We start from the raw sequence: 12,976 nt of genomic DNA on the forward strand, positions 1-12,976 counted from the left end.
TAATTAATTTCATTATCATGGAAGTTCGTATGTCTGGTTCTGTTGTCGTGACACGCGCCATTGCCGTGCCCGGATTGCTGTTATTACTGATTATCGCGACGGCATTAAGCCTGCTCATTGGGGCAAAATCACTCCCCGCTTCCGTAGTGCTGGAGGCCCTCTCCGGCACCTGCCAGAGCGCCGACTGCACCATCGTGCTCGACGCGCGACTGCCGCGCACCCTTGCCGGTATACTGGCAGGCGGTGCGCTTGGGCTTGCCGGGGCGTTAATGCAAACCCTCACCCGAAACCCACTTGCCGACCCCGGCTTGCTTGGCGTAAACGCCGGAGCCAGCTTTGCCATTGTGCTGGGTGCGGCGCTGTTTGGTTACTCATCCGCGCAGGAACAACTGGCGATGGCCTTCGCCGGGGCGCTGGTGGCCTCATTGATTGTTGCCTTTACCGGCAGCCAGGGCGGCGGGCAGTTAAGTCCGGTGCGTTTAACCCTGGCGGGCGTGGCACTGGCGGCGGTGCTGGAAGGGCTGACCAGCGGCATCGCCCTGCTTAATCCTGACGTCTACGATCAACTGCGTTTCTGGCAAGCCGGTTCGCTGGATATTCGTAATTTACACACCTTAAAAGTAGTGCTGATCCCGGTGCTGATCGCCGGAGTAACCGCGCTATTACTGAGCCGCGCACTGAACAGTTTAAGCCTTGGCAGTGACACCGCGACGGCGCTGGGCAGTCGCGTGGCGCGCACACAGTTGATTGGTCTGCTGGCGATTACCGTGCTTTGCGGTAGTGCAACGGCGGTAGTTGGCCCGATTGCCTTTATTGGCCTGATGATGCCGCATATGGCACGTTGGTTGGTGGGTGCCGATCATCGCTGGTCGCTGCCCGTCACACTGCTTGCTACCCCTGCCCTGCTGCTGTTTGCCGATATCATCGGGCGGGTGATTGTGCCCGGCGAACTGCGCGTTTCTGTAGTCAGTGCCTTTATTGGCGCACCGGTGCTGATCTTCCTCGTGCGACGTAAAACGCGAGGTGGCGCATGATTTACGTCTCTCGCCGATTAATCATCACCTGTTTGCTGCTAATTACCGCCTGTGTGGTTGCAGGTATCTGGGGATTACGCAGCGGTACCGTCACGCTGGAAACCTCGCAGATATTCGCCGCGTTGATGGGCGATGCGCCGCGCAGTATGACGATGGTGGTCACCGAATGGCGTTTACCACGCGTGCTGATGGCGCTGTTAATTGGCGCGGCTCTGGGCGTCAGCGGCGCGATTTTTCAGTCGCTGATGCGTAACCCACTCGGCAGTCCTGACGTAATGGGCTTTAACACCGGGGCGTGGAGCGGCGTGCTGGTGGCGATGGTGCTGTTTGGTCAGGACCTGACGGCTATCGCGCTGGCAGCAATGGCGGGCGGCATTGTCACCTCGCTGCTGGTCTGGCTGCTCGCATGGCGTAACGGCATCGACACCTTTAGGTTGATTATTATTGGTATCGGCGTTCGCGCCATGCTGGTGGCCTTTAATACCTGGCTGTTGCTGAAAGCGTCTTTAGAAACGGCGCTAACAGCAGGTTTGTGGAATGCCGGATCGCTCAACGGCCTGACGTGGGCAAAAACCTCGCCTTCCGCACCCATCATTATATTGATGCTCATTGCCGCCGCCTTACTGGTACGCCGGATGCGCTTGCTGGAAATGGGCGATGATACCGCGTGTGCGCTGGGCGTCAGCGTCGAACGTTCGCGGCTGTTAATGATGCTGGTTGCAGTGGTGCTTACCGCTGCGGCAACAGCGCTTGCCGGGCCGATTTCCTTTATTGCTTTAGTCGCGCCGCACATTGCCCGACGCATTAGCGGCACCGCTCGCTGGGGGCTGACCCAGGCGGCGCTGTGCGGGGCGTTGTTATTACTGGCGGCCGATCTCTGCGCCCAACAACTGTTTATGCCGTATCAACTTCCGGTTGGCGTCGTTACCGTCAGCCTCGGTGGTATTTACCTTATCGTCTTGTTAATTCAGGAGTCTCGCAAAAAATGACCGAATCAGTAGCCCGTTTGCGTGGCGAACAGTTAACCCTCGGATATGGCAAATATACCGTTGCGGAAAATCTGACTGTAGAAATTCCTGATGGTCACTTCACGGCAATTATCGGGCCAAATGGCTGCGGTAAATCCACGTTACTGCGTACCTTAAGCCGCCTGATGACGCCTGCTCACGGGCATGTCTGGCTGGATGGTGAGCACATTCAACATTACGCCAGTAAAGAGGTTGCACGCCGGATTGGCCTGTTGGCGCAAAACGCCACCACGCCGGGAGATATCACCGTGCAGGAGCTGGTGGCGCGTGGGCGTTACCCGCATCAACCGCTGTTTACCCGCTGGCGCAAAGAAGATGAAGAGGCCGTCACAAAAGCGATGCAGGCCACGGGAATCACCCATCTGGCGGATCAAAGCGTGGATACCCTCTCCGGTGGGCAACGCCAGCGAGCGTGGATCGCGATGGTGCTGGCCCAGGAAACGGCAATTATGCTGCTCGATGAACCAACGACCTGGCTGGATATCAGTCATCAGATTGATCTCCTGGAACTGTTAAGCGAACTGAACCGCGAGAAAGGCTATACCCTGGCGGCAGTGCTGCACGATCTTAATCAGGCCTGTCGTTACGCCAGCCATTTGATTGCATTGCGGGAAGGGAAAATTGTTGCTCAGGGAGCGCCGAAGGAGATTGTCACTGCTGAATTGATCGAGCGCATTTATGGTCTGCGCTGCATGATTATTGACGATCCGGTAGCCGGAACTCCGCTCGTGGTGCCGCTCGGACGAACGGCACCTTCAACCGCCAAGATTTAAACTAAGTGCTCTTCCATCACGGCATCCTGTTTTCTGGATGCCATCGCATGGCGCAACAGCACGCCACCACAAGCCACCATCCCGCCGATCATCGCAGAAAGGATCACAATAATCGCCTTACCCGGACCGTCTTTTTTCACTGGCAATGACGGGCTTAACTGATATTTAAACGGCGTAAAATTCACATCGTTGATATTTGCTTTTGTTAACTGCTCAACAAGATACTGACGATTACGTAATTCACCGTTCAGTTCCGCAACGTCAGTAACCGCTTTTTCAATTTCCAGTTTGCGTTCAATACCGTCTGCGCCGAGAGAAATAGAGAAATCGGGGTCATCTTTAACGGCCTGACCATTACTGTAAACGGGCTTTTTAATTCCTGCCGCGTTAGCAATGTCGAGTGAATAATTGAGGCGCTGAATGTTTGCATCAAGTTGATTTTTCGTTTTAATGCGGTCCTGAGCCAGTTTTTCTTTTTCAAACTGGGTTTTGATCTCCAGTTTATTACGGACGTTTTCTATCGACTCTTTCACCACCAACGCAGAGATATAATCGATATACCCTCTCAAAACGGTCTGCGCCTCTTCACTGGTTGGCGCGGTAAAACTTAGCGTCCAGGAGTTATACAGTGACGGTTCATCTTTTTTCTTACTGGCATTGTCATCAACCGCTTTCATTTTTTCGCTCAATGCGACAATTGCGCGATGCAAATCCAGCTCGTCGATTTTCGCCTCTTTTAATTGGTCCATCACATAAGGTGTTGAGCGCAGGTACTCTTCCAGCAAGCTAACCGACTGAAACTTCTTGATAAACAGGTTAAATGCTTCTGTACGATCAATTTTGATATCCAGATCCAGCACACGAAGCTTAGTGAATGTTTTCTCAAGCGCCTGCCACTGAACAGGTTCTGGAGGCGTGACAACCGCCGCGCTGGTCCATTTTTGCGGCAGGATGAAAGAGATCAGTAAACCTGCGCAGGCAAATGCAAAAATGACCGCCATGACCGTTTTTTTGGCCCGCCATAAAACTGCGATTAGATTAAGTAAATCAATTTCATTATTACTGGGCGACGCCAGAGGATACTCGAGAAAATGAGCGTCACTTCCCTGTTTAATATTCAGTGATGACATGGGGTATAACCTGAAAATGAGTCCAATAGGGGGAAATCTCCACGGCGCTCACTTTACCAGTTGGTGAGAATTATCCGAAGCTGAAGTTTGTAAATTCCTTCCACTGAATGCAACATTCACTCTATTTAAGAGAAATACCCACCAAACTTATAAATTAAATAAATGATAAACCCATAATCATTTCCTGTAATTATGGGTTTATGGATAATATTAATTTACCTGTTTAGCGTAGCGCGAATAATCGGCCCAATTTTTTCAAACGCCCCTGGAGAGATAATATCCACATGCGCACAATCCTGACGATAGATATCCAGCTCCGCAATCCACGGCGACCAGGCGCGTTCGGGATTCATACCTTCCTGAAGTGTGCGTTCAGCAACAAACAGCGTCGCTTTACCTTCAAACGGTACGCTATGAGCTGTCGTCAGCAGGCGCACAGCATCAGCGTAGTTGCCTTCAATGGTGGTAAACAAATCCGTTGAAGTACTTCCCTGTTGTGCCGCCAGGAAGGCCTCGCGCTCGCGGTTAATCTCCGCCAGCACTTCCGGGTCCAGACCATTAGCCTCTTTTTCCTGCCAGTTTTGCGTTTCTGGCGGCCAGGTATCCAGCAAGCCAAGAAATGCCACCTGTTCGCCACGGGCACGCAGTCGCGCCGCAATACCCTGCGCCAGCGTACCGCCCAGCGAATACCCCAGCAGGTAATAAGGGCCGTGCGGTTGTTGTTCAAGTAACGTTGCCAGATGCGCTTCGCAGACTTCATCCAGGTTTGCCGCGGTCTGCATGGGGCCATGAGGGCGCGGCGACTGAATGCCAATAATCGACCATTGTGGATCGAGATAACGCGAAAGCACGCTAAACTGCCAGGCAAAACCGGAGGCCGGATGGAAACAAAACAGCGTCGGGCCATTACCTTCACGCAACGGCAGAATGGTTTCGAATCCCATGCGCCGGGAGCTGTCTTCTTCACCATCAATAATCGTTGCCAGTTTGGCGACAGTTGACGCGACCATCACCTGCCCCGGCGTCACCTGGCGGGTAAACTGCCGACTTAACTGCGCAGCCAGTTTCATTGCCAGTAGCGAATGACCGCCAAGCGCAAAGAAATCAGCATCGGCATCCTGCACGTCACAACCCAGCAACGACGAGAATGCCGCGGCGATAATCGTTTCACTGCCCGCTTTCGGCGCACGCCCCGGCGCTTGTGCCTTCAGTTCAGGCAACGGTAAGGCTTTGCGATCCAGCTTGCCGTTGGCGCTAAGCGGCAACTGCGGAAGTTGCAGCAGAACCACGGGCACCATATGCGGTGGCAATGTTTCGCGCAACTGCGCCTGCAATGCAGTGGTATCCAGCGGCAGGCCTGATTGCGACACCAGATACCCAACCAACTGACGCGCATCGCCTCCCGTTGCGGCAGCCTGGTTAATGACGCAGGCGTGGGTAACGGCCTGTTCGACATCCGGCAGTGCCTGCATCACGCGATCGATTTCGCCCAGTTCGATACGCTGCCCGCGAATTTTTAGCTGATCGTCACTGCGCCCGAGGTACTCCACCGCGCCGTTATCCAGCCAGCGGGCAACGTCTCCGGTACGGTACATCCGTTCGCCAGGGGCAAAAGGATCGGCAATAAAGCGGCTGGCGGTCAGATCGGGTCGTCCAAGATACCCCTGCGCCAGTTGAATACCGGTGAGATAGAGATCTCCCGCCACACCCGGCGGCACCGGATGCATTATCGCATCAAGAATACGTAGGCCCGTATTCCACACCGGATAACCAATCGGCACACTGCTGCCGCGCACCTGTGCCAGTTCCTCGCCAAAAGCCGGATACCAGCTGACATCTACCGCCGCTTCCGTCGGGCCATATAAATTATGCAACGCCGCGCTGGTTAACTGTTGCCATTCGCGGCATAAATCAGCCGGTAAGGCCTCACCACTACAGAAAACCTGTTTTAACGTCGCGCAATTCTGGCGAGCGGTTTGCGGAGTCAGCGATGCAACAAATGCCGCCAGCATCGACGGCACAAAGTGCGTGGTCGTTACGCCATATTCGGCAAAGAATTGCTGCATAGCGAGCGGGTCGCGGTGCGCTTCCGGTTCAGCCATCACCAGTTTAGCCCCGGCAATAAACGGCCAGAAAAACTCCCACACCGAGACATCAAAACTGCACGGCGTTTTTTGGGCAACGACATCTTCGCCTGTAAGCGGGTAGTGGTTTTGCATCCAAAGCAGGCGGTTAACGATAGCCGTCTGCCCGACCATTACCCCTTTCGGCCTGCCGGTGGAGCCAGAGGTAAAGATGATATAAGCCGTGTGGTGCGGTTGTGAAAGTTGCAGCGGCGCACTGCCCTGCGGTGTAAGCGGGGCGTTATAGCAAAGGCTGGTTAAATCTGGAACATCGGCAAAGCGCGGCAGTTGATCGTCGGTGGTGATTAACAGCGACGGACGCGCATCTTCCAGCATCATTTTCAGGCGATCGTCCGGATAGCCGGTATCCAGCGGTAACCAGGCCGCACCTGTTTCAACAATCGCATGTAGCGCCAGAGTCAAAAATACCGAGCGCGGTAGCGCCACCGCCACGCTGTCGCCTGGTTTAACGCCGCGCTCACGCAGCAGATTCGCCAGCGCCACCACCTGCTCGCGCATTTCCAGATAGCTGAACTGGTAACGCGCATCTGCCAGCGCCGGAGCATCCGGTGTTTTTGCCGCCTGTTCCGCCACCAGCGCGCTCAGCGTGGTTTCTGGAATCTCAACCTGAGTGGCGTTGATCTGCGCCAGCTGCACATATTCACCTGGCAGCATAATATCGACATCGCCGCACAACAGCGCCGGATCCGCGGCGAACTGGGCAATCAGCATTTTCAGGCGTTCAGCGTGTTGAATTAACGTTGGCTCATCGTAACGCTGTTTATTGGCGAGGATCTCAATACTCAAATCACCGTGTTCATCCGGGAACAGTGCCAGTTCAAGGTCATTAACCGGACCGGTTGCCAGGGTATGGGTTTGCGCCTGAACACCAGGAATATCCAGTTGGTAATCAAATACCTTGATATTGAGTACCGGACCAAACAGCGGTTCATCACCTGCCGCTCGCCCGCTGTCACGGACAATTTGTTCGGCATCGTAACGTTGATGACGACGCATTTTTTTCAGTTGTGCTGCCAGTCGGGTTGCCAGTTGCGGCAGCGTTTCTTGCGCCTCAATATGAATACCCAACGGCAAAACGTTGAGCACGGGTCCGGTAGCCGTCAGCGCCGCCGAGCCCAGTCGACGCATAAAGATAAATCCGGCGGCGTAGTCCATGCGATTGCACAATCGCCCCAGCCATAAGGCCACCAGCGCAAGGGCTAAATCGGTACGCTGCACACCTGAAAGTTGCGTAGCCAGCTGGCGGAATTCCCCGTCAGTAAATTCCAGTTTCAGGCGAAGAATATCTGCCGAAGCGCTGCGCCCCGGTAAAGGTGCCGGAGAAAGTGACGCGGGCGGCGGCAATTGACGACGCTGTTCCGCCCAGAATGCCGCATCACGCTGCCAGGCTTCGCTTTCGCGGTATTGCTGGTACTCTTCCACTACATCAGCGAAAGGCGTAAACGGCGAAGCAGGCGTTGGTTCGCCACGCAGCCATGCGCAGTAAATATTGGCGATCTGGCGGGTAATGGCCGGGAAACTGAAGCCATCGACCAGCAAATGGTGATAACGCTGATACCAGTACCAGCGGTTATCCGCCACCTGTATCAACTGATGAAAGACCAGTGGTTTACCGCTATCGACGCGCAAATCTTGTTGCAAATCCGCCTGCATTAATGCCCGCGCAGTACCGTGCGGATCAATGTTGGTTCGCAGGTCGATAATTTCTGGCAATTCGAACGTCTGCGCATCATCGACCCACTGCCAGACTTCGCCGTTATCTTCCGTAAAACGCATCCGCAGCGTATCTGCTTGCGCTAATCCGGCAACCACCGCGCGGGCCAGTAATGGCGCATCAACCTCTCCGGTTAACTCAACGTAATGCGCCACGCTCCAGGCGGAGGGTAAATCCGACAGTTTTTCTGCCATCCAGATGCCGGGCTGTGCGGCGACCAAAGGTAAATGCTGGCTCATTGTGCCTCCTGCAACTGGGTGAAATTCGTCGGTGTCAGAGTACGCCAGTGGGCTTCCAGCCACTGCTGGCAGGACGCCTGTGACTGCGGCTGACACACAACGTCCCAGCCTGCCGGTAAGGCGCATTGTTGCGGCCACAGACTGAATTGCCCCTGCGCATTGCGCAAAATGTAAAACGCTCCCTGCGGATCATCGAAGGGATTACTGAATGCCATATTCAACTCCTGTCATGGAAAAGTGGTTGCCAGAGGTCGATTAGCCCCTGCATCAAGCCACCGCGCCAACAAAGCGCATCATGTCCGCCGTCAACCTGACGCCAGAAAATGGATTCTTTTATGGGGTGTAATTGCGCATACAGCGCCTGATTGGCCCGCATGATCATCGGCTCGCGAATACCCGCTTCCAGCACAATGCGCAGACCTTCGGCGCTAACTTCACCAGCTTTAAGTTGCTCAAGTAAAACACCTTCTTGCTGCCCGCCCCGATGCGGCCACCAGTACGATCCTGACTGGCTTAATACACAGCCAAAGCGTTCAGGCCAGTGCAGTCCGGCATACAGCGCGGAAAGCCCACCAAAACTCTGCCCGGCGACTACGGTGCGATCGGCGCGATCGCTAAAAGGGGCAATAGCTTTCACCAGGGGTAATAACTCTTGCTGTACTGCCAGCCAGAAATCCGCATTACACGGCAGTTCGTGGGCGCGGTGCGTGGTGTCAATAGCGTCGATCAACACATACACGGCGGGAGGAAGTTGCTGACGATGGGTCAACGAAGTCAGCACAGGCCAGACAGGCATACTCTGCGCCCAAAATTCGCCATCGAGCAAAACTGCCAGCGGGCGTTCTCCTGCTGTTGCATCGCCGGTGGTAAAAATCCATACACGGCGTGAATTTTTCAACCGCTCACTTTTCCAGATAATTTCTTTGGCAGGCGTTTCTGGCGCTTGCGGACAATCCCATCCCGGTTGTAGGGGCGCTTGCGGCATTTCGAGTGCAGAAACAGCGTGCCCTCGCCCGCCTTTCCAGCTTTGTGGATTCAGCGGATCGGCTATCGCCTGGGGCAATAGTTTTCGCCAGCCTTCACGTAATTCGAGGCGATCGGGGGATGGTGCAGAAAAAATGTCATCGCGTTCGGTGGGAATAAAACAGTAGCTGCCGCGCCAGTTGGCATTAAGTTGTGTCGTCCACTGCCAGACGTTGGTACCTGCAATTCGCTGCATCGACTGGGGCTGGCTGTTCTGATGGTGATCGGTCACACCAGTGATGTAGACCCATACGCGCTTTATCGTCGAGTATTCTTCAGAACCCTGGGGATCACGCCACCAGAAAGTGATCTCAAACATTTCGTCATTCAGACGCTGCCATTCCGGGCCATGTTTCGACTGCCACCAGCTCTCACTTCCTACTTTTAACGCCGTCACACCATAACCCCATGTTTACTGTGCAATTTTTTATTGATTGCAGAAATATATTGATAATATTATTGATAACTATTTGCATTTGCAATAGCGTAATGGCGCGCCGTGGGAAGCGCGGACATTAATTAACCAACTGCACTGCGTGTCTTTCAGGATCAAAGGTTTTCGCGGTAGCGGGATGCGTCGTGTTGATGACGACCATGCCCGACAGTTGCAATTCGTGGCAAAAATGCAGGAATAAAACAATGAACAAGAAGATTCATTCCCTGGCCTTGTTGGTCAATCTGGGGATTTATGGGGTAGCGCAGGCACAAGAGCCGACCGATACTCCTGTTTCACATGACGATACCATTGTCGTTACCGCCGCCGAGCAGAACTTGCAGGCACCTGGCGTTTCGACCATCACCGCAGATGAAATCCGCAAAAACCCGGTTGCCCGCGATGTGTCGGAGATCATCCGTACCATGCCAGGCGTTAACCTGACCGGCAACTCCACCAGTGGTCAGCGTGGTAATAACCGCCAGATTGATATTCGCGGCATGGGTCCGGAAAACACGCTGATTTTGATTGACGGCAAACCGGTAAGCAGCCGTAACTCGGTGCGTCAGGGCTGGCGTGGCGAGCGCGATACCCGTGGTGATACCTCCTGGGTGCCACCTGAAATGATTGAACGTATTGAAGTTCTGCGTGGTCCGGCAGCTGCGCGTTATGGCAACGGCGCGGCGGGCGGCGTGGTTAACATCATTACCAAAAAAGGCAGTGGTGAGTGGCACGGCTCGTGGGACGCATATTTCAATGCGCCAGAACATAAAGAGGAAGGTGCCACCAAACGCACTAACTTTAGCCTCACCGGTCCGCTGGGCGACGAATTCAGCTTCCGCTTGTATGGCAACCTCGACAAAACTCAGGCTGACGCGTGGGATATCAACCAGGGCCATCAGTCCGCGCGTGCCGGAACGTATGCCACGACGTTACCAGCCGGGCGCGAAGGGGTGATCAATAAAGATATTAACGGCGTGGTGCGCTGGGACTTCGCACCATTACAATCGCTGGAACTGGAAGCAGGTTACAGCCGCCAGGGTAACCTGTATGCGGGCGATACCCAGAACACCAACTCTGACTCCTATACCCGCTCGAAATATGGCGATGAAACCAACCGTCTGTATCGCCAGAACTACTCGCTGACCTGGAACGGCGGCTGGGATAACGGCGTGACCACCAGCAACTGGGTGCAGTACGAACACACCCGTAACTCGCGTATTCCGGAAGGTCTGGCGGGCGGTACCGAAGGGAAATTTAACGAAAAAGCGACACAGGATTTCGTCGATATCGATCTCGATGACGTGATGCTGCACAGCGAAGTTAACCTGCCGATTGATTTCCTCGTTAACCAGACGCTGACGCTGGGTACGGAGTGGAATCAGCAGCGGATGAAGGACTTGAGTTCCAACACCCAGGCGCTCACCGGGACGAATACCGGCGGCGCTATTGATGGCGTGAGTGCCACCGACCGTAGCCCGTATTCAAAAGCAGAAATTTTCTCGCTGTTTGCCGAAAACAATATGGAGCTGACTGACAGCACCATCGTAACGCCGGGGCTGCGTTTCGATCATCACAGCATTGTTGGCAATAACTGGAGTCCGGCTCTAAACATATCGCAAGGTTTAGGCGATGACTTCACGCTGAAAATGGGCATTGCCCGTGCTTATAAAGCGCCGAGTCTGTACCAGACTAACCCAAACTACATTCTCTACAGTAAAGGTCAGGGCTGCTATGCCAGCGCGGGCGGCTGCTATCTGCAAGGTAATGATGACCTGAAAGCGGAAACCAGCATCAACAAAGAGATTGGTCTGGAGTTCAAACGCGACGGCTGGCTGGCGGGTGTGACCTGGTTCCGTAACGATTATCGCAATAAGATTGAAGCGGGCTATGTGGCTGTAGGGCAAAACGCAGTCGGCACCGATCTCTATCAGTGGGATAACGTACCGAAAGCGGTGGTTGAAGGTCTGGAAGGATCGTTAAACGTACCGGTTAGCGAAACGGTGATGTGGACCAATAACATCACTTATATGCTGAAGAGTGAAAACAAAACCACGGGCGACCGTTTGTCGATCATCCCGGAGTATACGTTGAACTCAACGCTGAGCTGGCAGGCACGGGAAGATTTGTCGATGCAAACAACCTTCACCTGGTACGGCAAGCAGCAGCCGAAGAAGTACAACTATAAAGGTCAGCCAGCGGTTGGACCGGAAACCAAAGAAATCAGTCCGTACAGCATTGTGGGTCTGAGCGCGACCTGGGATGTGACGAAGAATGTCAGTCTGACCGGCGGCGTGGACAACCTGTTCGACAAACGTTTGTGGCGTGCAGGTAATGCCCAGACCACGGGCGATCTGGCAGGAGCCAACTATATCGCCGGTGCCGGGGCGTATACCTATAACGAGCCGGGACGTACGTGGTATATGAGCATTAATACTCACTTCTGATGCTAACGTCAGATTGTTGACAAAGTGCGCGTAGTTCATGCCGGATGCGGCGTGAACGCCTTATCCGGCCTACAAAAATCTTGCCAATTCAATATATTGCAGGACCACGTAGGCCTGATAAGCGTAGCGCATCAGGCAGTTTTGCGTTTGTCATCAGTCTCTAATATGGTCGACATGAAAACTACGCATACCGCCCTCCCCTTTGCCGGAAATACGCTGCATTTTGTTAAGTTCGATCCGGCGAGTTTTTGTGAGCAGGATTTACTCTGGCTGCCACACTACGCGCAACTGCAACACGCTGGACGTAAACGTAAAACAGAGCATTTAGCCGGACGGATCGCTGCAGTTTATGCGCTGCGGGAATATGGCTATAAATGTGTGCCCGCAATCGGCGAGCTACGCCAACCTGTGTGGCCTGCGGGGGTATACGGCAGTATTAGCCACTGTGGGGCTACGGCATTAGCCGTGGTATCTCGTCAACCGATTGGCATTGATATTGAAGAAATTTTTTCTGCGCAAACAGCGGCAGAATTGACAGACAACATTATTACACCAGCAGAACACGAGCGACTCGCAGAATGCGGTTTAACCTTTTCTCTGGCGCTGACACTGGCATTTTCCGCCAAAGAGAGCGCATTTAAGGCAAGCAAGATACAGGCCGCTCAAGGTTTTCTGGATTATCAGATAATTAGCTGGAATAAACAGCAGATCATCATTCGACTAGAGGATGAGCAGTTTGCTGTGCACTGGCAGATAAAAGAAAAAATAGTCATAACGCTGTGCCAACACGATTAATTGACAACATCTGGTACGATTCGCCGCAGCCATTACTGACCGCGGGCGAAAGTGTAAAGCAGGTGCCTTACCATCCTGACCTGACAACCGGATATGCGGGGATTGCTCCCATAAGCGCTAACTTAAGGGTTGAACCATCTGAAGAATGCGACGCCTCGGTGCCTCGTTAAGACGATGCCTCGCGTTCTTCAATTGCGTTTTGTAGGCTGTCAGGGA

At 54.0% G+C, this 12,976-nt stretch carries 9 protein-coding genes; 5 read left to right on the forward strand and 4 right to left on the reverse strand.

What is annotated here, in order from left to right:
• The first annotated feature begins 29 nt into the window (after positions 1-29).
• From fepD to fepC, 3 genes are read left to right on the forward strand one after another with little or no spacing between them, the layout of a single operon-like run.
• Positions 30-1,034, forward strand: coding sequence for a Fe(3+)-siderophore ABC transporter permease (gene fepD / locus ACJHWK_RS16480; protein ID WP_170886109.1), 1,005 nt, complete (start codon positions 30-32; stop codon positions 1,032-1,034).
• A complete protein-coding gene (gene fepG, locus ACJHWK_RS16485; protein WP_000640924.1) occupies positions 1,031-2,023 on the forward strand; it encodes an iron-enterobactin ABC transporter permease in 993 nt (330 codons plus the stop codon). The genes fepD and fepG overlap by 4 nt, the downstream gene beginning before the upstream one ends.
• Positions 2,020-2,835, forward strand: a complete 816-nt coding sequence (fepC, locus tag ACJHWK_RS16490; RefSeq protein WP_000140646.1) for an iron-enterobactin ABC transporter ATP-binding protein — start codon at positions 2,020-2,022, stop codon at positions 2,833-2,835. The genes fepG and fepC overlap by 4 nt, the downstream gene beginning before the upstream one ends.
• Here fepC and wzz(fepE) read toward each other — a convergent pair.
• The 4 genes from wzz(fepE) to fes form a co-directional block, all read right to left on the reverse strand.
• Positions 2,832-3,965 (reverse strand): LPS O-antigen length regulator Wzz(fepE), encoded by a 1,134-nt coding sequence (gene wzz(fepE), locus ACJHWK_RS16495; protein WP_170886110.1) that lies wholly within the window; start codon positions 3,963-3,965, stop codon positions 2,832-2,834. The two genes, fepC and wzz(fepE), sit on opposite strands and share 4 nt — an antisense overlap.
• Before the next feature lie 215 nt (positions 3,966-4,180).
• Positions 4,181-8,062 carry an enterobactin non-ribosomal peptide synthetase EntF gene (entF, locus tag ACJHWK_RS16500; RefSeq protein ID WP_001522519.1) on the reverse strand — a complete coding sequence of 1,294 codons (3,882 nt, stop codon included), beginning with the start codon at positions 8,060-8,062 and terminating at the stop codon, positions 4,181-4,183.
• Positions 8,059-8,277 carry an enterobactin biosynthesis protein YbdZ gene (gene ybdZ, locus ACJHWK_RS16505; RefSeq protein WP_000885789.1) on the reverse strand — a complete coding sequence of 73 codons (219 nt, stop codon included), beginning with the start codon at positions 8,275-8,277 and terminating at the stop codon, positions 8,059-8,061. Before ybdZ ends, entF begins: the two co-directional genes overlap by 4 nt.
• 2 nt (positions 8,278-8,279) lie before the next feature.
• Positions 8,280-9,482 carry an enterochelin esterase gene (gene fes / locus ACJHWK_RS16510; protein ID WP_001522517.1) on the reverse strand — a complete coding sequence of 401 codons (1,203 nt, stop codon included), beginning with the start codon at positions 9,480-9,482 and terminating at the stop codon, positions 8,280-8,282.
• A gap of 242 nt (positions 9,483-9,724) precedes the next feature.
• Between fes and fepA the strand changes: the two genes are divergently transcribed.
• The gene (gene fepA / locus ACJHWK_RS16515) at positions 9,725-11,965 is read left to right on the forward strand and encodes a siderophore enterobactin receptor FepA (RefSeq protein WP_001034923.1); all 2,241 of its coding nucleotides are present in this window, start codon (positions 9,725-9,727) and stop codon (positions 11,963-11,965) included.
• Positions 11,966-12,139: 174 nt separating this feature from the next.
• Positions 12,140-12,760 carry an enterobactin synthase subunit EntD gene (entD, locus tag ACJHWK_RS16520; protein ID WP_023063555.1) on the forward strand — a complete coding sequence of 207 codons (621 nt, stop codon included), beginning with the start codon at positions 12,140-12,142 and terminating at the stop codon, positions 12,758-12,760.
• Positions 12,761-12,976 lie beyond the last annotated feature (216 nt).

The sequence above is a fragment of the Escherichia sp. WS547 genome (assembly GCF_046486065.1).
GTDB classification, from domain to species: Bacteria; Pseudomonadota; Gammaproteobacteria; order Enterobacterales; family Enterobacteriaceae; genus Escherichia; species Escherichia coli.

What these genes read in the sequence shown, in the direction of transcription:
- fepC (WP_000140646.1), top strand. Translation starts at nt 2,020, where the DNA reads ATGACCGAATCAGTAGCCCGTTTGCGTGGCGAACAGTTAACCCTCGGA.
- ybdZ (WP_000885789.1), bottom strand. Translation starts at nt 8,277, where the DNA reads ATGGCATTCAGTAATCCCTTCGATGATCCGCAGGGAGCGTTTTACATT.
- fepA (WP_001034923.1), top strand. Translation starts at nt 9,725, where the DNA reads ATGAACAAGAAGATTCATTCCCTGGCCTTGTTGGTCAATCTGGGGATT.
- entD (WP_023063555.1), top strand. Translation starts at nt 12,140, where the DNA reads ATGAAAACTACGCATACCGCCCTCCCCTTTGCCGGAAATACGCTGCAT.
- entF (WP_001522519.1), bottom strand. Translation starts at nt 8,062, where the DNA reads ATGAGCCAGCATTTACCTTTGGTCGCCGCACAGCCCGGCATCTGGATG.
- fepG (WP_000640924.1), top strand. Translation starts at nt 1,031, where the DNA reads ATGATTTACGTCTCTCGCCGATTAATCATCACCTGTTTGCTGCTAATT.
- fepD (WP_170886109.1), top strand. Translation starts at nt 30, where the DNA reads ATGTCTGGTTCTGTTGTCGTGACACGCGCCATTGCCGTGCCCGGATTG.